19 protein-coding genes and 3 tRNA genes are annotated in these 21,822 nt (G+C 67.5%); 13 read left to right on the forward strand and 9 right to left on the reverse strand.

Going from position 1 to position 21,822, the window contains the following annotated elements; all coding sequences use genetic code 11:
* Positions 1 to 50 precede the first annotated feature (50 nt).
* The 7 genes from gyrB to AC4D2E_RS16860 all read left to right on the forward strand — a co-directional run bounded on the left by gyrB (position 51) and on the right by AC4D2E_RS16860 (position 6,905).
* Positions 51 to 2,090 (forward strand): DNA topoisomerase (ATP-hydrolyzing) subunit B, encoded by a 2,040-nt coding sequence (gyrB, locus tag AC4D2E_RS16830; protein WP_306738522.1) that lies wholly within the window; start codon positions 51 to 53, stop codon positions 2,088 to 2,090.
* 175 nt (positions 2,091 to 2,265) lie between these two features.
* Positions 2,266 to 4,935 carry a DNA gyrase subunit A gene (gene gyrA, locus AC4D2E_RS16835; protein WP_104167545.1) on the forward strand — a complete coding sequence of 890 codons (2,670 nt, stop codon included), beginning with the start codon at positions 2,266 to 2,268 and terminating at the stop codon, positions 4,933 to 4,935.
* On the forward strand, positions 4,932 to 5,465 hold the full coding sequence (locus AC4D2E_RS16840; RefSeq protein ID WP_104167544.1) for a DUF3566 domain-containing protein: 534 nt from the start codon (positions 4,932 to 4,934) through the stop codon (positions 5,463 to 5,465). Before gyrA ends, AC4D2E_RS16840 begins: the two co-directional genes overlap by 4 nt.
* A gap of 85 nt (positions 5,466 to 5,550) precedes the next feature.
* Positions 5,551 to 5,624, forward strand: a tRNA-Ile gene (locus AC4D2E_RS16845).
* Positions 5,625 to 5,662: 38 nt separating this feature from the next.
* On the forward strand, positions 5,663 to 5,779 hold the full coding sequence (locus AC4D2E_RS16850) for a DLW-39 family protein (RefSeq protein ID WP_219815704.1): 117 nt from the start codon (positions 5,663 to 5,665) through the stop codon (positions 5,777 to 5,779).
* Between the two features lie 44 nt (positions 5,780 to 5,823).
* Positions 5,824 to 5,896, forward strand: a tRNA-Ala gene (locus tag AC4D2E_RS16855).
* A gap of 88 nt (positions 5,897 to 5,984) precedes the next feature.
* Positions 5,985 to 6,905: a DMT family transporter gene (locus AC4D2E_RS16860; protein ID WP_104167543.1), complete on the forward strand. Its 921-nt coding sequence runs from the start codon at positions 5,985 to 5,987 to the stop codon at positions 6,903 to 6,905.
* Between the two features lie 95 nt (positions 6,906 to 7,000).
* On the opposite strand, the gene AC4D2E_RS16865 is transcribed toward AC4D2E_RS16860, so the two are convergent.
* Positions 7,001 to 7,948, reverse strand: coding sequence for a hypothetical protein (locus tag AC4D2E_RS16865; protein ID WP_104167542.1), 948 nt, complete (start codon positions 7,946 to 7,948; stop codon positions 7,001 to 7,003).
* 165 nt (positions 7,949 to 8,113) lie between these two features.
* Between AC4D2E_RS16865 and AC4D2E_RS16870 the strand changes: the two genes are divergently transcribed.
* Together AC4D2E_RS16870 and AC4D2E_RS16875 are read left to right on the forward strand one after the other, a co-directional pair.
* Positions 8,114 to 8,656, forward strand: a complete 543-nt coding sequence (locus AC4D2E_RS16870; RefSeq protein ID WP_104167541.1) for a peptidylprolyl isomerase — start codon at positions 8,114 to 8,116, stop codon at positions 8,654 to 8,656.
* Between the two features lie 221 nt (positions 8,657 to 8,877).
* A complete protein-coding gene (locus AC4D2E_RS16875) occupies positions 8,878 to 9,537 on the forward strand; it encodes a rhomboid family intramembrane serine protease (RefSeq protein WP_306738519.1) in 660 nt (219 codons plus the stop codon).
* A 256-nt stretch (positions 9,538 to 9,793) separates the two neighbouring features.
* Here the strand turns inward: AC4D2E_RS16875 and AC4D2E_RS16880 are convergent, their stop codons facing one another.
* Positions 9,794 to 10,042, reverse strand: a complete 249-nt coding sequence (locus tag AC4D2E_RS16880) for a cell division protein CrgA (protein WP_104167539.1) — start codon at positions 10,040 to 10,042, stop codon at positions 9,794 to 9,796.
* 177 nt (positions 10,043 to 10,219) lie between these two features.
* Here AC4D2E_RS16880 and AC4D2E_RS16885 point away from each other — a divergent pair, with 177 nt between their 5' ends.
* Genes AC4D2E_RS16885 through AC4D2E_RS16895 form a run of 3 tightly spaced genes read left to right on the forward strand, consistent with a single transcriptional unit; the run spans position 10,220 to position 11,850 of the window.
* Positions 10,220 to 11,035 (forward strand): class E sortase, encoded by an 816-nt coding sequence (locus tag AC4D2E_RS16885; protein WP_490953342.1) that lies wholly within the window; start codon positions 10,220 to 10,222, stop codon positions 11,033 to 11,035.
* A 5-nt stretch (positions 11,036 to 11,040) separates the two neighbouring features.
* Positions 11,041 to 11,202, forward strand: a complete 162-nt coding sequence (locus tag AC4D2E_RS16890; RefSeq protein ID WP_490953343.1) for a hypothetical protein — start codon at positions 11,041 to 11,043, stop codon at positions 11,200 to 11,202.
* Between the two features lie 3 nt (positions 11,203 to 11,205).
* Positions 11,206 to 11,850, forward strand: a complete 645-nt coding sequence (locus AC4D2E_RS16895) for an aminodeoxychorismate/anthranilate synthase component II (RefSeq protein ID WP_490911580.1) — start codon at positions 11,206 to 11,208, stop codon at positions 11,848 to 11,850.
* On the opposite strand, the gene pknB is transcribed toward AC4D2E_RS16895, so the two are convergent.
* The 7 genes from pknB to AC4D2E_RS16930 are packed head-to-tail and all read right to left on the reverse strand — an operon-like array spanning position 11,847 to position 21,387.
* A complete protein-coding gene (gene pknB / locus AC4D2E_RS16900) occupies positions 11,847 to 13,820 on the reverse strand; it encodes a Stk1 family PASTA domain-containing Ser/Thr kinase (protein WP_490953344.1) in 1,974 nt (657 codons plus the stop codon). The genes AC4D2E_RS16895 and pknB overlap by 4 nt on opposite strands.
* A 34-nt stretch (positions 13,821 to 13,854) precedes the next feature.
* On the reverse strand, positions 13,855 to 15,675 hold the full coding sequence (locus AC4D2E_RS16905) for a protein kinase domain-containing protein (protein ID WP_490953345.1): 1,821 nt from the start codon (positions 15,673 to 15,675) through the stop codon (positions 13,855 to 13,857).
* A complete protein-coding gene (locus AC4D2E_RS16910) occupies positions 15,672 to 17,114 on the reverse strand; it encodes a peptidoglycan D,D-transpeptidase FtsI family protein (RefSeq protein ID WP_490911577.1) in 1,443 nt (480 codons plus the stop codon). The genes AC4D2E_RS16905 and AC4D2E_RS16910 overlap by 4 nt, the downstream gene beginning before the upstream one ends.
* Positions 17,111 to 18,541, reverse strand: coding sequence for an FtsW/RodA/SpoVE family cell cycle protein (locus AC4D2E_RS16915; protein WP_104168187.1), 1,431 nt, complete (start codon positions 18,539 to 18,541; stop codon positions 17,111 to 17,113). Before AC4D2E_RS16915 ends, AC4D2E_RS16910 begins: the two co-directional genes overlap by 4 nt.
* Positions 18,534 to 20,117: a PP2C family protein-serine/threonine phosphatase gene (locus tag AC4D2E_RS16920; protein ID WP_490953378.1), complete on the reverse strand. Its 1,584-nt coding sequence runs from the start codon at positions 20,115 to 20,117 to the stop codon at positions 18,534 to 18,536. Before AC4D2E_RS16920 ends, AC4D2E_RS16915 begins: the two co-directional genes overlap by 8 nt.
* Before the next feature lie 44 nt (positions 20,118 to 20,161).
* On the reverse strand, positions 20,162 to 20,650 hold the full coding sequence (locus tag AC4D2E_RS16925; protein ID WP_104167534.1) for an FHA domain-containing protein FhaB/FipA: 489 nt from the start codon (positions 20,648 to 20,650) through the stop codon (positions 20,162 to 20,164).
* Positions 20,647 to 21,387: an FHA domain-containing protein gene (locus tag AC4D2E_RS16930; RefSeq protein ID WP_104167533.1), complete on the reverse strand. Its 741-nt coding sequence runs from the start codon at positions 21,385 to 21,387 to the stop codon at positions 20,647 to 20,649. Before AC4D2E_RS16930 ends, AC4D2E_RS16925 begins: the two co-directional genes overlap by 4 nt.
* Positions 21,388 to 21,701: 314 nt before the next feature.
* Between AC4D2E_RS16930 and AC4D2E_RS16935 the strand changes: the two genes are divergently transcribed.
* Positions 21,702 to 21,784, forward strand: a tRNA-Leu gene (locus AC4D2E_RS16935).
* The last annotated feature ends 38 nt before the right edge of the window (positions 21,785 to 21,822 follow it).

Genomic DNA, 21,822 nt, shown 5'->3' on the forward strand with positions numbered 1-21,822 from the left:
AGGAGCCGTCTACGCCTGTGGCACACGAGAACGAGTTGAATGCAAGCGATGTGAAGATAGGCGACGGCGAGTCCCCGATCCTGGAGGCGGCCACCGAACACGCATACGGCGCCAGTGAGATCACGGTGCTCGAAGGCCTGGAAGCTGTCCGGAAACGCCCGGGCATGTACATCGGATCGACAGGGCCCCGGGGTCTGCACCACCTCGTCTACGAAGTCGTGGACAACTCGGTCGACGAAGCGCTGGCCGGCTACTGCGACCACATCGAGATCTCGCTCCAGTCCGACGGCGGCGTCAAGGTGGTCGACAACGGCCGCGGCATCCCCGTGGACATGCACCCCACCGAGGGCCGGCCGACCGTGGAAGTGGTCATGACCATCCTCCACGCCGGCGGCAAGTTCGGCGGCGGCGGCTATGCCGTATCCGGTGGCCTGCACGGCGTCGGTATCTCCGTGGTCAACGCCCTCTCCCAGCGCGTGGAGACGGAGGTGCGGCGCCAGGGCCACGTGTGGCGGCAGTCCTTCGCGGACGGCGGCAAGCCCGTCGGCGAGCTGCGGAAGGGTGAGCAGACGTCCGAGACGGGCACCACGCAGACGTTCTATCCCGACGATTCGATCTTCGAGAGCACCGAGTTCGACTTCGAGACACTCCGCGCACGCTTCCAGCAGATGGCGTTCCTCAACAAGGGACTGCGTATCACGCTGACGGACGAGCGCGCGGATGCCGTCGAAACGGACGAGGTCACGGAGGTCCAGAGCGCGCAGGACGCCGACGGGGAGCCGAAGCATCGGTCCGTGGTGTACCTCTACGAGAACGGGCTGCTCGACTACGTCCGCCACCTCAACTCGTCCAAGCGCGTGGATGTGATCCACCCCGACGTCATCGCCTTCGAGACCGAGGACACCGACCGCAGGATGGCCGTCGAAGTGGCCCTGCAGTGGACGTCGGCGTATTCGGAGAGCGTGCACACCTACGCGAACACGATCAACACGCACGAGGGCGGGACGCACGAGGAAGGTTTCCGTGCGGCCATGACCACCCTGATCAACAAGTACGCACGCGAGAAGAACATCATCAAGGAGAAGGACGACAACCTCACGGGCGACGACATCCGCGAGGGCCTGACCGCCGTCATCTCGGTCAAACTGTCGGAGCCGCAGTTCGAGGGCCAGACGAAGACCAAGCTCGGCAACTCCGAGGCGAAGGGATTCGTCCAGCGGGTTGTCACCGACCAGCTCGGCGATTGGCTGGAACGCAACCCCGGGCCGGCCCGCGACGTCATCCGCAAGTCGATCCAGGCATCGCAGGCGCGCCTCGCAGCCCGCAAGGCGAGGGAATCCACCCGCCGCAAGGGCCTGCTCGAATCCGGGGGCATGCCCGGCAAGCTTAAGGACTGTCAGTCGAAGGACCCCGCGCGGTCCGAGATCTACATCGTCGAGGGCGACTCCGCCGGCGGCTCCGCGGTCCGCGGACGGAATCCCGAGACCCAGGCCATCCTGCCGCTGCGCGGCAAGATCCTGAACGTGGAGCGTGCCCGCCTCGACCGCGCCCTCGGCAACAGCGAGGTCCAGGCCATGATCACCGCCTTCGGCGCGGGGATCGGCGAGGACTTCAACGTGGACAAGGCCAGGTACCACAAGATCGTGCTGATGGCCGATGCCGACGTGGACGGCCAGCACATCACGACGCTGCTGCTGACCCTGCTGTTCCGCTACATGCGGCCGCTCATCGAGAACGGCTTCGTGTATCTCGCGCAGCCGCCGCTCTACCGGATCAAGTGGTCCAATGCGAAGCACGACTACGTGTTCAGCGACCGGGAGCGCGACGAGGTCATCAAGATGGGTATGGCCAACAACCAGCGACTGCCCAAGGACAACGGGATCCAGCGCTACAAGGGCCTCGGTGAGATGGACTACACGGAACTGTGGGACACCACCATGGATCCGGACCACCGCACCCTGCTGCAGGTGACCATGGACGACGCCGCGGCCGCCGACCAGGTGTTCTCCGTCCTGATGGGCGAGGACGTCGAATCCCGCCGCAACTTCATCCAGCAGAACGCCAAGGACGTGCGGTTCCTCGATATCTGACGGGTAGCCCCGGCATTCTGCCGGCGCAACGAAAGTAAGAGCGGACTCAGGGTCCCTGCCCGAGCTTGTGAGGGAAAGGGCGACGTCCGGTCGAGCGCCTGTACAGAACGCAGGGACCACCCTTGCTCGGATTCGCCAGTACTGCGGGGCAAAAATTGACGAACGGAACTGATTCATGAGTGACGACATCACCGGCAACGGACCCGACGAGCCCATCGAGGGCGAGGTCCTGACGGACCGCGTCGAGCAGGTCGACCTGCAGACGGAGATGCAGCGGTCCTACCTGGACTACGCGATGGCGGTCATCGTGGGCAGGGCGCTGCCCGACGTCCGCGACGGACTGAAGCCGGTGCACCGCCGTGTGCTCTACGCGATGTTCGACGGCGGCTACCGGCCCGACCGGTCGTTCAACAAGTGCGCCCGCGTGGTCGGCGAAGTCATGGGCCAGTACCACCCGCACGGCGACTCGGCGATCTACGACGCCCTGGTGCGCCTCATCCAGGACTGGACGATGCGCTACCCGCTGGCGCTCGGTCAGGGGAACTTCGGATCACCGGGCAACGACGGCGCCGCCGCCCCGCGATACACCGAGACGAAGATGGCCCCGCTCGCCATGGAGATGGTGCGGGACATCGACGAGGAGACCGTCGACTTCCAGGACAACTACGACGGCAAGAACCAGGAGCCGACGATCCTCCCGTCGCGCTTCCCGAACCTGCTCGTCAACGGATCCTCCGGCATCGCCGTCGGCATGGCCACGAACATCCCGCCGCACAACCTGCGCGAAGTGGCCGACGGGGTCCAGTGGTACCTCGAGAACCCGGACGCCACGAAGGAGGAACTCCTCGAGGCACTGATCGTGCGCATCAAGGGACCCGACTTCCCCACCGGCGCCCAGATCCTCGGCCACAAGGGGATCGAGGACGCCTACCGGACGGGGCGCGGATCCGTCACGATGCGGGCCGTCGTCAACGTCGAGGAGATCCAGAACCGCACGTGCCTCGTCGTCACGGAACTGCCCTACCAGGCCAACCCTGACAACCTCGCGATCAAGATCGCGGAACTCGTCAAGGACGGCAAGGTCAGTGGCATCGCCGACCTCCGCGACGAGACGTCCGGCCGCACCGGCCAGCGCCTGGTGATCGTGCTGAAGCGCGACGCCGTCGCGAAGGTGGTTCTCAACAACCTGTACAAGCACACGCAGCTGCAGGACAACTTCAGTGCCAACATGCTGGCCATCGTCGACGACGTGCCCCGCACGCTCAGCCTCGATGCGTTCATCCGCCACTGGGTGACCCACCAGCTCGAGGTCATCGTGCGCCGCACGCGGTACCGGCTGCGCAAGGCGGAGGAGGAGGCCCACATCCTCCGCGGACTGCTGAAGGCCCTCGACGCCCTGGACGAGGTCATCGCGCTGATCCGCGCCTCGTCCACGACGGAGCAGGCCCGGGACGGTCTGATGGAGCTGCTCTCCATCGACGAGCTGCAGGCCACGGCCATCCTGAACATGCAGCTCCGGCGCCTCGCGGCCCTCGAGCGGCAGAAGATCCAGGACCGCCATGCCGAACTCGAGTCGATGATCACGGAGTTCAACCGGATCCTCGCCTCCGAGGACGTGCAGCGCGGCATCGTCAGCACCGAACTGGCGGAGATCGTCGCCAAGTTCGGCGACGACCGCCGCACCGAGATCCTCATGGGCTACGACGGGGACATGAGCATGGAGGACCTGATCCCCGAGGAGGAGATGGTCGTCACCATCACCCGCGGCGGGTACGTCAAGCGCACGCGCAGTGACAACTACCGTCAGCAGGCGCGTGGCGGCAAGGGCATCCGGGGTGCGCAGCTGCGCGGCGACGACGTCGTCGAGCACTTCTTCGTCACCACCACCCACCACTGGCTCCTGTTCTTCACCAACCTGGGTCGGGTCTACCGCGCGAAGGCGTACGAACTCGTCGAGGCCGCGCGGGACGCCAAGGGCCAGCACGTGGCGAATCTCCTGGCCTTCCAGCCCGACGAGACGATCGCCCAGGTCCTCGACCTGCGTGACTACCAGCAGTCGCCCTACCTGGTCCTCGCGACCAAGCGCGGCCTGGTGAAGAAGACCCGCCTCGAGGACTACGACACCAACCGCACCGCCGGCGTGATCGCGATCAACCTGCGCGACACCGACGAGCTCGTCTCCGCGCAGCTGGTGTCCGGCGACGACGACATCATGCTCGTCTCCCGCAAGGGCCAGTCGCTGCGGTTCACGGCCGACGACGACGCCCTGCGGCCCATGGGGCGCGCCACCTCGGGTGTGACCGGCATGAAGTTCCGCCCGGACGACGAGCTGCTGGCCGCCAACGTGGTCACGGACGCCTCCTACGTCTTCATCGTCACCGAGGGCGGCTTCGCGAAGCGCACCAAGGTGGACGACTACCGCGTGCAGGGCCGCGGAGGGCTCGGCATCAAGGTCGCGAAGCTGGCCGAGGAACGCGGGGACCTCGTCGGAGCGCTCGTGGTCCAGGAGGAGGACGAGGTCCTCGTGGTCATGGGCGGCGGGAAAGTGGTGCGCTCGGCGGTGGCGGGAGTCCCCGCCAAGGGTCGCGACACCATGGGCGTCATCTTCGCGAAGCCCGACAAGACCGACCGCATTATCGCCGTCGCCCGGAACAGTGAGCGCAGCGTCGCCGTCGAGGAGGGCCTCATCGATGATCCGACCGAAGCCAGCCCGGATGTCGACGTGATCGGTACGATCACCCCGCAGGAGGATCCTGCGGAGTTCACAGCCGATGAAGTACGGTTGTCGACAGAGGAAACGGCTGAGCCCGACGCTGAGTCGCCCGAACACGGAGGTAACGAGTGAGCTCGGCCAACACCAACCCGCGGTCGTCCAGCGGACAAGTGCGATCGTCCGGGGCAGCGCCGCGCGTGAATGCTCCTGCCCGGCCGCCGCAGCGGCCCGCGGCCGGTGGGCAGGCCGCCCGGCCGGGGCAGCGCCCCGGTCTCGTGAAGCCGGCGCCGAAGGCCAAGGCCCGCAAGGCGCGGCTGCTCGTCAGCAAGGTGGATCCCTGGTCGGTCCTGAAGATGTCGTTCCTGCTGTCCGTCGCGCTCGGGATCGTCACCGTCGTCGCGTCCTTCGTCATCTGGACCGTCCTCGACCTGACGGGCATCTTCGACGGGGTGAACGAACTGCTCCGCGAGATCGCAGGGTCCGAGAGCGGCGGGTTCGACCTTCGCCAGTTCGCCTCCCTGCCGCAGGTCCTCTCCTTCGCGACGATCATCGCCGTCGTGAACGTGGTGCTCCTGACCGCCCTGGCCATGCTCTCGGCCGTGCTGTACAACATCTCGTCCACCCTCGTCGGCGGTATCGGCGTCACGCTGACCGACGACTAGGAGACCGGCCCCTTCGGCGCCCCGGGCGATTTGAAGAATGCCGAGACACTACTGTAAAGTCGTGTCTCGGCCCGAAGAGGTATCGGGGCGTATAGCTCAGGCGGTTAGAGCGCTTCGCTGATAACGAAGAGGTCCCAGGTTCAAGTCCTGGTACGCCCACGGATCCACCACTCGCAGGGAACTGCAAGGAGACTGTCGTGAAGAAGTTGCTCGTCGCAGCAGCGGCTGCCGCAAGTGTCCTCGTGTACAAGCGGTGGAAGGATTCCGAGAAGAGCAAGAGCGTCTGGAGCAGTGCGACGGACGAAGTAGTCTAGCTTCACGGAACGGCGTCCGGGACTCACCGGACGAGGTTCCTTTCGGGGGCATGGCGCAATTGGTAGCGCACCTGCTTTGCAAGCAGGGGGTTCGGGGTTCGAGTCCCCGTGCCTCCACCGAAGGAAAGCCCCGGCCACCGGCCGGGGCTTTTCGCGTTCATGGAGTGGATGATGGGCCGCCTGTGCCGTGCCCTACAGTTGCCGGGTGACTATCTTCCTCTCGATCCTCGGCGTCATCGGGGTATCGGCGTCCGGACCGATCATGGCGGCAACCGCCGCGCCGGTCCTGGCCATCGCTTTCTGGCGCAATCTGCTCGGGGCTGCCCTGATGGGAGGGCCCGCGCTCGTGTCCAAGAGGGCCGAGTTCGCCGCCCTGACGCGGGCAGAGTACCGGCGGCTCGGTATTGCCGCCGTGGCGCTCGCCCTCCACTTCGCATGCTTCATCACCGCGTTGAAACTGACGTCCGTTGCGGCTGCCACGGCTCTGGTGTGCCTCCAGGTCGCATGGATCGCACTCTTCAACGCCCTGCTGGGATCGCGACCGCAGGCGGCCGTGGTCGCGGGCCTCGGAGTCGCCTTCGTGGGAGTCGTCATCATCACCGGGTTCGATCTCTCGCTGTCGCGGGAGGCGCTCCTCGGCGACCTGCTGGCCCTGGCCGGCGGAGCCCTGGCCGCGGTCTACCAGATGGCCGGAGCTGCCGCCCGGCGGACCCTGTCCACGGGGACCTACACCACGCTCTGCTACGGCGCCTGTGCACTGATCCTGGTGGTCCTGTGTGCCGCTACCGGGCAGCCGATCGTCGGCTTCAGCCCTGCTGCCTGGGCGGGCATCCTCGCCGTGACACTGCTGGCGCAGATCATGGGACACTCCGTCTTCAACCACCTCCTGGCGGTCATGAGCCCGCTTGTTGTCTCCATGATCATCCTGCTCGAGATCCCGGGGGCTGCGATCCTTGCGGCGGTGTTCCTCGGCGAGCAGCTCCCGCTCGGGACCTACGGTGGGCTGATCCTCATCCTCGTCGGCCTCGCCGTCGTCATCCGCGGTCAGCAGCGGCGGAAGGCGCGCCTTTCCCCGGTCGACCCCGGGACCGCGACAGCGCCACCGCCCGGACTGGGTGGCCGGTAATAGTCCGTGGTGGTTATATGCGGTGCTCGTGATAGACGTTAAATGAGGAAACCCCGGCCCATGGGCCGGGGTTTCCTCCGTGTGGTGCTGCGCTGTCAGGCTTTCGAGTCGCCGTCCGACGGCTTGGCGTGCTTGGCTGCCTCCGTGGCGTCCTTCGCCTTGTCGGCAACGGTCTGAGCCGCATCCGCCGCCGTGTTCTTGCTGTCATCCTTGGCACCGCTCACGGGGGTACTCTTGGTGGTGCCTTCCGAGGCGGCGGCACGATCAGCCGCTTCCTTGACGGACGTGACGACGTCCTTGGCCTCCTGGGTCTTGGCGCTCGATGCCGGAGCAGGAGCTGCCTTGATCGGAGCCGGCGTCTTCCAGGGGTCCTCGACGGGCTTCGATGCCCGCCAGACGGCGACACCGGCCACGAGTGCGCTCAGGACGATGCCGACGATGAGCCAGCCCTTGCCCTTGCTGCGTCGCTGGCTCTTCTTCAGGTCCTTGGAGGCCTGCAGCGTGGCAGCTACCAGTCGCTTCTGGGCCTTCTTGACCGCCTTCTTGTCACCCGTGATCCGAATGACGGCTTTCTCGACCGCGGGCGGCACATGTGCGGAGGCGAGCGAGCGGGACGCGGTGTCCGCTGCCTCGCCCAACCTGATGGACAGCGTCGGCAGGTAGTCGTCGACCACCTTGACCTTCGCCGAGTTCAGTGCCGGCGCCGCCTTGTCGAGGGTGCCCTGGATCTTCGGCGTGGTGTCGTCGATGACCTGCGAGATGCGCGGACCGACCTTGTCGATACCGTCCTGGATCTTCGGCGCGACGACAGCGATACCACCGGCGATACCACCGGAGATTCCCTCCGTGGCCTTGCGGACTGTGACCTGCAGTGCGGGTCCGGCGGTCTCCCTGCCCTTCTCCCATCGTGGCTTCGCCCACTCGTACGCGGCGTCGACGCGTGGTGTGGCCCATTCGCGTGCGGCGGCCAGTCCGGCAGCTGCTGCCAGTCCGAGTGCGACGCCTTCTTCGAGTTCGTGGGTAGCGCGTACGTTCTTCTTCACAAAAACCTCCAAGGGGGGTGGTTACTCGTTTTGATCAGCCTACGTTGCATGGGCAGACGGTGCTATCCGGCCGGTAGGTCAGTGCTCGGCGACGGTGCCGTTTCACTGTGCGCGGAATGGCCCTGCTCCAGCTTATTGTCAGATGCCGCGTGGAAGAATGGCCTGATGACTGCTATTCCGACAGCAAAAGCGACCATCCACACCAACCAGGGCGACATCGAGGTGAACCTCTTCGGCAACCACGCGCCGAAGACGGTCAAGAACTTCGTGGGCCTCGCGACCGGTGAGATCGCCTGGACCCACCCGCAGACCGGCGAGGAGAGCACTGCTCCCCTCTACGACGGGACGATCTTCCACCGCATCATCAGGGACTTCATGATCCAGGGCGGGGATCCCCTGGGCCAGGGCACAGGCGGCCCCGGCTACAAGTTCGACGACGAGATCAACCCGGATCTCTCCTTCAAGGAGCCCTACAAGCTGGCGATGGCGAACGCCGGCACCCAGGGTGGGCGCGGTACCAACGGCTCGCAGTTCTTCATCACCTCCGTCCCCACCACATGGCTGCAGGGCAAGCACACCATCTTCGGCGACGTCACCGACGAGGGATCGCGTGCGGTGGTCGACAAGCTGAACTCGATCGCCACCGACATGAGGGACAAGCCCCTGGAGGACGTCGTCATCAAGAGCATCACCGTGGAACAGCTCTAACCCAGATGTCCTATGGTGTCCCCGCGCCCGACGCCGGAAGCCGGCAGGCCCCGGTCTGTCCACGCCACCCTGACCGCGTCAGCTATGTGAGATGCCAGAGGTGCGACCGGCCTGCGTGCGCAGAGTGCCAGAGGCCGGCGGCGGTCGGTTTCCAGTGCGTGGAGTGCGTACGGGAGCAGGCCGCCGGCGCCCCGGTCCACCGCAATGCTTTCGGTGGGGTCGTGCGCGGGGACACCAGCATCGTGACCTACACGCTGATCGGCATCTGCGTGGTGGTCTTCCTGCTGCAGCTGGTGCTGCCCGGGGTGACCAACGCTTTCATCTACGCGCCGTTCTTCACGGCCGGCGTCGAGGGGGCCGTGCCGGCCCAGCCCTGGCGCATGCTGACGGCTGCGTTCCTCCATTCACCGGGCTCGTTCCTCCACATCGCCTTCAACATGTACGCGCTCTACATCCTGGGGAAGGTCCTGGAGCCGGCGCTGGGACGGGCGAGGTTCCTCGCGCTGTACCTGATCTCCGCCCTGGGCGGATCTGTCGGCGTCCTGCTGTTGTCCGGGAACCCCGGACAGGGCGTCGTCGGCGCCTCCGGCGCGGTGTTCGGACTGTTCGGAGCGCTCTTCATCGTCCAGCGGAAGCGGGGCGGCGACGTACGGCAGATCGTCGTCCTGATCGCCATCAACGCCGCGCTGGGATTCCTGGTGCCATCGATCGCATGGCAGGCCCATCTGGGCGGGCTCGTTGCCGGCGCTGCGTGTGCCGCGGTGATCGCGTACGTCCCACGCGGTCCCCGCCAGGCACGGCTCCAGTGGCTGGGGCTGGGAGGCGTCGTCGTGCTCCTGCTCCTGCTGACCCTGCTGGGAGTCTCCCTCCTCCCGTTCTAGGGACGCACATCCAGGGGAACGAATTCGGGGAGGGTCGGCGCACATCGCGCCGGCCCTCCCCTAGTTGTCCACACCCTTTATCCACACGGGGGATAACTTACACACATGTAATTCCACAGCTGTGGATAAGCCTTGGACCGGATTTTCGGGCCCTTCCCCGGATCATCAACATTTCTGTGCACATCTGTGGATAACTTTCTACACACCATGTGTACAGAGCGTGGAGGGCGTTCCGCCGCCCATCGCCGACGTGCGTCTACCGCCAGCGCGTCGTCATGAGGAACCCGACGATCGCGATGCCGAATCCGGCGAGGATGTTCCATGACCCCCAGGCCTCGACCGGGAAGCGGGCTTCCGAGATGTAGAACGTGATGATCCAGAGCAGGCCGATGATCATGAGACCGAACATGACGGGCTTGTACCAGACAGGGTTCGGCTTCGGCTGTGAGGACTTCACGGCGGGAGCGGCGGACCTGGCTCTCTTACGGGGCTTCGACTCGGGCACGGTTTCTCCTCGGCAGGGCACGGCTGCGGTCAGCTGCGCCGGTGGTCGTACCGGCCGCCATTCCATGCCCGGACCCGCAGGCTATCCTGAAGGAGAACAACGTCGGGCGGCCCGGTTATCCCCATGATTCTAGCCAAGAACCGCCCGATACCCGTGCAACCGGAGGCAGGAGCGGCAGTGGTCAGGTCGGCCGTCGATGCTGCGTTGCGCAACCCGGCGGCCAGGGAGCGTCCGGAGCGCCGCCGTCGTACCCGGTTCCAGTTGGCGGCCCACGTACTCGGCGAGCTGCTGGTCACCGCGGGTGTGGTCCTCCTCCTGTTCGTCGGGTGGGAGCTCTGGTGGACCAACATCGACGCCGGGATCAGGCAGGAGCAGGCGCTCGAGGAGTTCTTCTCGGACGTGCCGTCCATCGAGGAGGCCCCCCTGTCCCCGGTGCAGGGCGGAGATGCGGCCGCCTCCGAGGATTTCGGCGAACCCGCCGTCCTTCCGGCGGCGGACCTCAGCGGGACGTTCGGGGCCGTCTACATCCCCCGCTTCGGCGAGGACTACTCACGACCGGTCACCTCCGGGGTCGGTTCCGACGTCCTCGACAACCTCGGGCTGGGGCACTATCCGGGGACGGGCGCGCCGGGCGCCGTGGGGAACTTCGCCCTCGCCGGGCATCGCCAGACACACGGGCAGGTGCTCGACCGGATCCACACGCTGGTCCCGGGTGACAGGATCTACGTCCAGACCCGCCAGGGCTACTACACGTACGTCTACCGCAACACGGGGATCGTGCTGCCGGACCGCGCGGATGTGATCGCGCCGGTACCAGCGGAGCCCGGAGCAGAGCCGGGGGACCGGATCCTCACCCTGACGAGCTGCAATCCGAGGTTCGGCGCGCAGGAGCGTATTATTGCTTACTCGGTGCTGGAATCCTGGCGTCCCTCGGACGCCGGGCCCCCACCCCAGATCACTGAGCAGGTAGCCCGCGCGGCAGGACAGGGATAGTCACGATGTACGGATGGATCTTCCGGACCCTTCCCGGACCGCGATGGCTGCGCATCATCCTCTCCATGGTCCTGGCCCTCGTGGGCGTCGCGATGCTGATGCTCTTCGTGTTCCCCTGGGTCTCCCAGTTCACCCCGCTCACAGACTCAACGATTGGTTCCCCCTAGCTCATGGCCGACACCACCCGAATCCTCGTCGTCGACAACTACGACAGCTTCGTCTATACGCTGGTCGGCTATCTGCAGGAACTCGGCGCGGAGACGACAGTGGTCCGCAACGACGACCTCACACTCGCCGAAGTGCAGGAGATGGCAGCCTCCCGCGATGGGGTCCTGATCTCGCCCGGCCCGGGGACACCCGCCGATGCGGGGGTGTGCGTCGACCTCATCCGCTGGTGCGGCGAGAACGCCAAGCCCATGCTCGGGGTCTGCCTCGGCCATCAGGCGCTCGCGGAGGCGTACGGCGGAACGGTCACCCATGCGCCCGAGCTGATGCACGGCAAGACCTCCCTGGTCGAACACGATGCCACCAGTGTGTTCGCAGGGCTCCCCTCACCGGTCACGGCGACGCGTTACCACTCGCTCGCGGCCGTCAGTGACGACGTCCCGGACGAGCTCTCGGTCACGGCCCGCACGGCCAGTGGCATCATCATGGGCCTGGAACACCGCAGCGCGCCGCTGTGCGGCGTCCAGTTCCATCCGGAATCGGTCCTGACCGAGGGCGGGTACCGAATGCTCGGCAACTGGCTCGAATCCCTGGGCCTCGAGGGTGCAGCCGCCCTGTCGGCAGGACTCAGCCCGCTGATCGCCCGCTAGTCGCCGTCCTCCGTCGGCCGCGGTTCCGACTGTTCTCCCGTCGGCCGACCCTGCGGCTGGTCGGTCGGCGGGTCGGCGGGCACCGTGGTGGGTTCCTGGGTCGGTTCCGGCGTGGGTTCCGGCGTGGGTTCCTGCGTGGGTTCCTCAGTGGGTTCGGCCGGGGCTTTCGCGACGGTGAGGACGATCTCCGTGCCCTGCGGGACCTGGGACCGTGCGGGCTCCGACTGTGCCGTGATGACACCGGGCTGTACCACGCTGTTCTCGACCTCACGGACGCTGAAGGGCAGCTGTACCGCCGGGTCCTCGAGCAGGGCCTGTGCCTGCGCGATCGAGAGATCGGTGAGCAGGGGAACCGTCACCCTGCCGCTGGAGAGTACGAGGTCCACCGCGCTGCCGACCGGCACGGACTGTCCGGGCTGTGGATTCGTGGTGATGACACGCCCCTGCGCGACGGTGGCACTGGTCTCCTCGGTGACGTTGCCACCCTTCAGGCGCAGGCCTTCGAGCGCATCGCGTGCCGAGGACTCCGTGAGGCCGGGGAGGGAATCGGGCAGCACCACATTCGCGGGGCCGAGGGACACCGTGATGTTCACGCGGGAGTCCGGCTCGACCGACGCCCCCGCCGCCGGGTCGGAGGCGACGACGTCCCCTGCGTCGACCGAGGCGTTGAACTCCTCGTCCGAGGACGGAACAAGGCCCGCATCCACGATGGCGTCCCGGGCGTCGCCCTCCGGCATACCGATCAGTTCGGGCACACTGACCGTCGCCGCGTCCTCGACGGGCCGGTTGTTCATGGAGGTGATGACGAAGAAGCCGGCTGTCAGCACGAGCAACACCGCCACGAGGAACACGGTGCTCCAGGCAGCTCGGGAGGCCCGGCGCCGTCGATCCTTCCGCTCGTCCGCCTCGTCCCTGTCCCGCAGGATATCGAGCCGGTCGTCGGGGTCCTCGTCCGGGTGGTGATCCAGTGCCGCCGGTGGCGGGTCGCCCGGGACCCTGTCCATGGCGCGCGTACTCGGTCCGCCGGATGCGGACGCACCCAGGGTTGCAGGGTAGGTCCGCGACGCCGTGACGTCCATCATCTCCGTTGCGTCCGTCGCAGCAGCAGCGAGGACCACGCCGCGTCCGGCGTCGAGCAGTGCGCCCCGGAATGCGGCCGCGTCCCGGAACCGGTGGTCACGGTCCTTCTGGAGCGCCCTGGCGAGCACGGAGTCGAGCGCCGGGGTCACCTCGGGGTTCAGGCTGCTCGCGAGAGGTGGTGCCTCCCGCACGTGCTGGTAGGCGACGGAGACGGGACTGTCGCCGATGAACGGTGGTCGTCCGGTGAGCAGCTCGAACAGCAGGCAGCCGGTCGAGTACAGGTCGCTCCGCGCATCGACGGTCTCACCGCGCGCCTGTTCGGGCGAGAGGTACTGCGCCGTCCCCAGCACGGCCTGCGTCTGGGTCATGGTGGCCTGTGAATCAGCGATGGCGCGGGCGATCCCGAAATCCATGACCTTGACGGCGCCGGCGGGCGTGATCATCACGTTGGCGGGCTTGATGTCACGGTGGACGATGCCCGCCCGGTGGCTGTACTCGAGCGCGCGGAGGACGCCCGCCACATAGGTGACGGCGTTCTCCGGGGTGAGGTCGCCGGCCTTGACGTGATCGCGCAGGGTGAGCCCCTCCACGTACTCCATGACGATGAACGGGACCCGCACCTCGTGCTGCGGCCGATCGGGGATCTCCTCCTCACCCGTGTCGTACACCGCCACGATGCTCGGATTGTTCAGCCCGGCCACAGCCTGGGCCTCCCGCCGGAACCTCGCCTGGAAGAGCGGATCCCTCGCGAGGTCCTCGCGCAGGACCTTGATGGCGACCGACCGGCCGAGGCGCAGGTCGACGCCCCTGTACACATCGGCCATGCCGCCGCGGCCGATCAGCTCACGGACCTCGTAGCGCCCGTTCAGGATGCGCTCGGTGGTTGTCACGTCGCCTCCTTCCGGCGCCGTCTCGGGTCGCAGGTCACGGACCGGAACTGGCTGTCGGTGTCGGTGTGGGCGACGGGGTCACCGGCTGCTGGGCCGCGGCCGTCGCCGACGGCGTCGTCGGAGCCGCCGGTGGCGGGGTCGGCGCAGGCGCCTGGGTCGGTGGAGGGCCGGACGAGACGACGTAGCTCACCTCGCTGTCGACCGGCACCTCGGCGCCGGGCCCCGGGTTCGTCCGCAGGACCGTTCCCTCGGGCTGCGTCGATTCCTCACTGCCCGCATTCACGGGCCGCAGTCCGAGTTCCACGAGGGCGGCCTCGACCTCCGCCACGGTCCGTCCCTGAAGGCCCGCCGGGACCGTGGCCTGCTCCGGTCCGGTCGACACGGTGAGGGTGACGGTCTCCCCCGGGCTCAGTGCTCCGACGGGGGCGACGCCGATCACCAACCCCTCGGCGTACTCGGCGGACGACTCCCGCTGCGCTTCCACGCGGAACCCGAGGCCTCCGAGTTCCGCCGAGACCTCTGCCTCGGGCCGGCCCAGGTACTGGCTCGGGGTGATGACCACCTGGTCGGCCTCCGTGGTGCTCGGAGACGGGGACGGTGACGCCGAGGTGGGCGACGGTGTTGACGAGGGCGTGCGGGACGTCGCCGGCGCCGCGGAGGTGCTCGTCTCCACCGGCGCGGGATCCTCGCCCCCTGCCAGCAGGGGCTGCAGGACCAGGAAGGCGATGGCGCCGAGGGCCAGCAGGAGAAGCACGATCAGCGGGATCAGCCACGGGCTCCGGCGGTTCTCGTCCTCGTCGCGGTCCGGCGGTGCGGGCGTCGCGTCGAGATCGTCCTCCGACCAGCCGCGCGAGGCAGCGAGGCCGGCCGCCGCGCCGGCTGCGGCAGGTGCGGCGACCGTGGGCAGTGCCGACGTCGTCGGTGCCGGTACCGCCGTGGTCGCCTGCGTGTCCTGGCGGGGAATCGCCGCGGTCGCGCTGTCGTAGTCCGCCGCGAAGGACAGCAGCCCCGGGACGGCCGCCTCCGCCGCACGGATGTCACCGGTGCGGATGGCATCGACGGCACGCGCGAGGGATTCGGCGTCGCGGGGTCGATCGGCAGGGTCCTTGGCCAGCATGGACCCGATGAGCGCCCGGACGGGACGCGGGATGGATTGCGGGAGCGGCGGCGGGGCGTCGTTGACCTGCGCGAGGGCGATCGCGATCTGCGACTCGCCGGAGAACGGGCGTCGTCCGGCCAGCAGTTCGTACCCGATCACGCCGAGTGCGTAGATGTCGGAGGAGCCCGTTGCCGGCTGGCCGGTCGCCTGCTCGGGCGCCAGGTACTGCGCCGTCCCCATGACCTGCCCCGTCGCGGTCAGCGGTACCTGATCAGCCAGCCGGGCGATACCGAAGTCGGTGATCTTGACGCGGCTGTCCGGCATCACGAGGATGTTGCCCGGCTTCACATCACGGTGCACCAGGCCCTGCCGGTGCGCGACGGCGAGAGCCGTGGCGGTCTGTCCGACGATCGAGAGCGTGCGGTCCGGGGAGAGCACCTGTTCCTTCTCGATGACGGCCGAGAGCGGCTGCCCGGGAACGAGCTCCATCACGAGGTACGCGGATCCGCCTTCCTCGCCGTAGTCGAAGACGTTCGCGATGCCCTCGTGGTTCAGCAACGCCGTGTGGCGGGCCTCGGCCCGGAAGCGGTTGAGGAACGCGGGATCGCCGGAGTACTCCTCCTTGAGGATCTTGATCGCAACGACGCGGCCGAGGATCTGGTCCCGGGCCTTCCACACCTCGCCCATCCCGCCGATGGCGATCCGCTCGGTCAGTTCGAACCTGCCGCCCAGGGTGATGCCTGATGTGGGCCTCATCTGTTCAACACCGCCTCTATGAGTCTCTTGGCACTGGGTGAGGTCAATTGCTGACCAGTGGGGATGTCCACGTTCTCCATCACGATCGAAAGGGCCACCTGGGGATCGTCCGCGGGAGCGAAGCCCGTGAACCATGCGTTGTCACCGGTCGCGGAGACCTCCGCGGTCCCCGTCTTGCCGGCCACCCGGACACCCGGAACCTGTGCGCCTGTCGCCGTGCCGTTGTCCACCACGTTGACCATCCACTCCGTGAGCTGGTCCGCGGTGTCCCCGCTGACCGACTGGCGCAACGACTCCGGCTGGGGCGAGTCGATCAGCTCCAGATCCGCGGCCCGCACCGACTTCACGAGCTGTGGCTTCATCTGCTGGCCGTCGTTCGCGATAGCCGCGGACACCATCGCCATCTGGAGGGGTGTCACCCGCGTGTCGAACTGCCCGATGGCGGACTGCGCCAACTCGGGGTCCGTCAGGTCCGACGGGAAGATGCTCGCGACGACGTCGGTGGGGATGTCCATCGTCTCGCCGAAGCCGAATTTCGCGGCCTGCTCCTGGATGGCCTCCTCGCCGAGGTCCAGTGCGATCTGCGCGAAGGGCGTGTTGCACGACTGTTCCAGCGCGAACTCCAGGTCCGCCGTCGTCCTGCTCGCGCAGCCGCCCGAGACGAAGTTCGGCAGGGTGTACTCGATCCCGGGGAATTCCAGTGCCGGAGGGTTCGGGATCTGCGATTCGGCGTCGTACTCCCCGGACTCGAGGGCGGCGGCGGCGTCGATGAGTTTGAAGACGGATCCCGGCGAGACGAGGGACTCCGTGGCCGGGTTCGAGTAGATCGAGAGTCCCGGCTGCTCGGAGAGCATCGCCGCGTTCTGCTCGATGATCGCCGTGTCATGGCCCGACAGGAGATTGGGATCGTAGGAGGGTTTCGAGACCATCGCGAGGATGTTGCCGGTGGAGGGCTCCATCACGACGATCGAGCCGCGCTGACCGTCGGGGATGAGGTCGGAGGCGAGCTGCTGGATCTGCGGGTCGATCGTGAGCTCCACGGATGCGCCCTGCGGATCGACGCCGGAGAAGAGGGTGACCACGCGGTCGTAGAACAGGGAACTGCTGGTGCCCGCGAGGATGTCCGACTCCGTCTTCTCGAGCTGCGACGACCCGAGGGACAAGGAGTAGTACCCGGTGAGGTGCGCATACAGCTCCGGTTCGTTGTACACGCGCTGGTAGTTGAACTGGTCGTTCGAGGGCACGGACTCGGCGATGGCACGGCCGTCGACCAGGATCGCCCCACGCTGCCGGCCGAAGTCCTGGTACAGCTGGCGGCTGTTCCACGGGTTGTTCTTGAGCTCCTGCGCCTGGAAGAACTGCACGTAGGTGAGGGAGCCGAGGACGAGGGCGAACATGCTGATCGCCACGACCCATGCCCTGCGGATGGCCTGATTCATCGGGTGGCCACCTTCGCGGTCCGCTTCTTCACGGGTTTGCCGCTGACCCCGAGCGCTTCGGGGAAGGAGTCCTTCATGGGTGCCGTCGGCACAGGACGGCGCGCGGTCTCGGAGATGAGCAGGATCAGGGCCACGATGAGCCAGTTTGCCAGCAGGGACGAGCCACCGGCGGACATGAACGGCGTGGTGAGTCCGGTGAGGGGGATCAGGCGCGTGATGCCGCCGATCACCACGAAGCACTGGAGGGCGATCGTGAAGGAGAGGCCGCAGGCGAGGAGCTTGCCGAACCCGTCCTTCGTGCCGAGGGCCGCCCGGATCCCCCGGGAGACCAGGAGCACGTAGAGCATCACGATGGCGACGACGCCGATGAGCCCGAGCTCCTCTCCCAGCGCCGCGATGATCATGTCGCTGTTGGCGTACGTGACGAGATCGGGACGCCCGGCCCCGAATCCGGTGCCGGCCAGTCCGCCGTTGGCCAGACCGAACAGGCCCTGCACCACCTGGTGGCTGCCGCCCGGCGCGCGGTCGTAGACCTCCGGGGCGAAGGCGTTGATCCACGAATCGAACCGCAGCGCGACGTGGCTGAACAGTTCCAGGGCCACGAAGACGCCCACGCCGATCATGGCGAGCCCGATGAGCACCCAGCTGACACGGCTCGTCGCGACGTAGATCATGACCATGAACAGGCCGAAGAAGAGGATCGAGGACCCGAGGTCCCGCTGGAAGATCAGGACACCGATGCTCACGAGCCAGGCGGCCGCCATGGGCGCGAGGTCCCTGAAGCGGGGGAGCTGGAGCGGACCGATCTTCTTGCCCGCCAGCAGGATGAGGTCGCGGTTCGTCGAGAGATACCCGGCGAAGAATATGGCGAGGGTGATCTTCGCGATCTCACCCGGCTGGAAGGTCCCGAATCCTACGGAGATCCAGATCCTCGCCCCGTTGATCTCCAGGCCGATCGGCGCCGGCGCGAGTGGCAGCAGGAGAAGGACGGCGCTGACGATCAGCGAGATGTACGTGAACCGGCGCAGCAGCCGGTGGTCCCTCAGCAGGATCAGGAGGGCGGCGGCGGCACCCATCGCGACCGCCGTCCACATCACCTGCTGCGACGCGACGGGATCGATGTCCGGATTGGACTGCATCGCTGAGAGGTCCAGCCGGTGGATCATGGCCAGGCCGATCCCGTTGAGTGCCACCACGATCGGAAGAATAAGCGGATCGGCATACTTTGCCCGGAGGCGCAGGACGATATGCAGGAAGAGGCTCATGAAGGTGAGCGTCAGTCCCTGGGTCCAGAAGAACTCACTGAACGCCTCCTCGCGATCGACGCCCGCCAGGTAGCTGGCGGTGATGGCGACGGCCAGCGCGAGGAGGAGCAGGAGCAGCTCGACGTTGCGCCGCGACCGGGGCGCGGTCAGGACATCACTCATCTGCTGCACCTTCACATTCGACGGCTGGGGATGACACGGCGGGGGAGGACGCCGTCGCCTGCGGTGATGCGGACGCAGCGGCAGGACCCGGCGAGGACGACGCGGACGCGGACGCGGATGAAGAGGGAGCGGCGGTCGGGGGCGACGGGGACCCGGACGGGCGGGGAGAGGCCGTCCCCGAGGGCGCGGGTCCGCCGGTGCCGGTGGTCGGGCCCGGTGATGCGGACGCCGTCGAGGACGGCGCCGGGTCGCAGCTGACGGCCCGCAGTTCACTGCGCAGGTCCTTGACGATCCGTTCTGCTTCCTCCAGGCTCGCCGCCGGAAGCGTGTTCGAGAGCTGGGACCGCTGGTACTCGGGCAGGTTGGAGACGGGGATGTCGGTCATCTCGTACAGCTCGCTGAGGCTGATCGGCCCGATCCGCTGGGGAACCCCGGTGTAGATCGCGACGCGGTTCTCGGAGTCCGCCACGTAGTAGCGCGTCTGGGTCCACGTGTAGCCCAGACCGACGACGGCGATGAGGATGAGGGCCATGAGGGCGAGGATGGCGGGGAGGAACCAGCGCTTCTTCCTCGGCGAGGCCTCGTCCTCCGTGTCCTCCGCGATCTCCGGCTCCGCCTTGTGCGTCAGCATCATCGCGGCGCGCCGTTCGGTGGACCGCTGGGTCACGATCGGGATCTGGCCCGTCTCGGTCGCGAGGGCCGCGGAGCCCACGAGCACATGCGGTCTCGTGAGCAGGTCCTGGCGGATGACATCGGCGCGGATCGCCGCACCGGGCAGGTCGCCGTTCCGGTCGATCTCGTGGGAGGCCGCATCGGGCTCGCCCGGCGTGTCGCGTTCACCGGCCGCCTGCCGGGCAGGGGGGATGAAGGCCGGTGGAGATGCGTCGTCGTCGTCCGCTTCGATGACCTCGACGACGGCGATGGTGATGTTGTCCGGGGAGCCGCCCGCGAGGGTCAGGTCGACGAGGGTGTCGACGCATTCGCGGACGCCCCTCGACTCGCGCATCACCCGCTCGACCGCGCGGTCCTGCAGGACCGCGTTCAGGCCGTCCGAGCAGAGCAGCCAGCGTTCGCCGGGTTCGACGTCGAACTGGGCGAGGTCCAGTTCCGGGCTCGCGTCGACGTCACCGAGGACCCTCATGAGGACGTTCTTGTGGGGGTGGGTCTCCGCTTCCTCGGGCCTGAGCCGTCCTTCCTCGATGAGGCGCTGGACGAACGTGTGATCCGTGGTGATCTGCTCGAAGACGCCGTCCTTGAGGCGGTAGGCGCGTGAGTCGCCGATATGGGCGAGGTGCAGCGTGCTGCCCTCGAGCAGGAGCGCCGTGACCGTCGTCCCCATGCCGGCGAGCTGGGGATTGGTGGCGACGAGTTCGGACAGGAGCGAGTTCGCGGTCTGGATCTCGTCGGCGAGGTGGGTCCCGGCGTCGCCGTCGTGCGCGCCGTGATCGAGGTGGACCAGGTCCAGGACGGTGGAGGCCGAGGCGACGTTGCCACCGGCGTGACCGCCCATGCCGTCGGCGACGACAGCGAGATAGCGGCCCACGTACGCGGAGTCGTCGTTCTTCGCCCGCACCATGCCCACGTCGGAGCGGGCAGCGAACCTCAGGGCGAGCCGCACGCCTATGGCCTCAATTCGATGACCGTCTTACCGATCCTGATGGGGACATTCGGTTCGACGGGCAGCGCGCGCGTCAGCTGGGTTCCCGCCAGGTAGGTGCCGTTGGTGGACCCGAGGTCCTCGATGAACCAACGGCTGCCCTGCGGGAAGAGGCGGGCGTGACGGCCCGAGGCGTAGTCGTCCTCGAGCACCAGCGTGGCCTCCTGGGCGCGGCCCAGGAGGATGGGGCTCGCTGCGAGGTCGAGGCTGGTGCCGGTGAGAGGGCCCTCCGTGACGACCAGCCGGCGGGCGGCTGCGCGTGCGGGGGGTGGCTCCTCCATGAGCTCGGGATTCCTGCGGATCTCGCGCGCGCTGGGTGCGCCCACCCTGTTGCGACGTCCCACCGCGAGGTCGCGGCGCAGGGCACCGACCGTGCTGAGGACGAGGACCCACAACAGGATCAGGAACCCGAAGCGGAACAGGGTGACGGTGAGTTCTCCGGCCTCGCTCATCGGTGGCTGGTCCCGTCCTGGGTCGGGACGAGGTGGAACGTCATGCGTGAGCGTCCCATGGTGATCGTGGAACCGTCGGTGAGTTCCGCCTGGCCGACCACCCGCTGCCCGTTGACGTAGCTGCCGTTGGTGGATCCCAGATCGACGGCGTAGATCCGGCCGCCCTGCGCCCGGATCTCCAGATGGCGCCGGGAGACCCCGGTGTCGTCGACGAGGATATCCGCCTCCGAGGAACGACCGAGGACGATGGAACCGGAATTGATCGAATAGCGCTGTCCGTCCATCTCGAGGATCGGCTGGAAGCGTGTGGGCTGGCGGCGGGGAGCCGTGGGAGCCAGCGGGCCCGGGGAGCGCCGCGCGGCGCTCTGCTTCTCGATGGAGGAATCGATCTCGAAGACCCCGGCCCTGAGTTCCGGATCGTGTTCGAAGGAGACGCGGACGGGCCCCTGGAGGCTGTACTGCTGACTGTTCACATGGGCGATGACGACGTCGCAGAGTTCTTCGGCGAGGGCCGAGCCCCACTGCTGCGCGAGGTCGAAATCGGAGTCGGACAGCCGGGCGGTGAACACGTTGGGGGCGAGGGTGCGGCCCTGCGCCAGGACGAGGGAACGGTTGTCCAGTTCCTTGCGGAGGGCGCTGGCGATCTCGAGGGGCTGCACCTGGGAGCGTGCCCCCGTGGTGAAGGCTCCACGGACCAGCTTTTCGAGTCCCCGCTCCACGTTGTCGAGAATGCCCATCGTCCGCCTCCTCCCCTGTCGCACAGGTGTTCAGGGCCCGGTCAGCAGGGTGCTGAGGGGCATGGCCCGGTTCTGGTCATGGCAAGGTCCAGCCGGGCAGGTTCCCTCCGATACTACTGGGAGCCTCTGGTAATGGGCTCCAAGCCGTCGCGCCGAGGATTACTTTGTCCTAACGATCATCCGCAGTCGCGGCCCGTATCGGCCCTCCGCCGGGCCCGACCGGGGGCGGTTTAGGTAATTGCCGCCGGGCTCCGTTATGCTTGTCTCTGCTGTTCACAACACCTGCCGGGTGCAGATGTTGGAATCTCGAAATTGCGCGAGTGGCGGAACGGCAGACGCGCTGGCTTCAGGTGCCAGTATCCGAAAGGGTGTGGGGGTTCAAATCCCCCCTCGCGCACAAGGACGACTGCAGGACATGAAGGGCCTCCGCTCAGC

This window comes from Arthrobacter sp. TJ-265 (genome assembly GCF_058269135.1).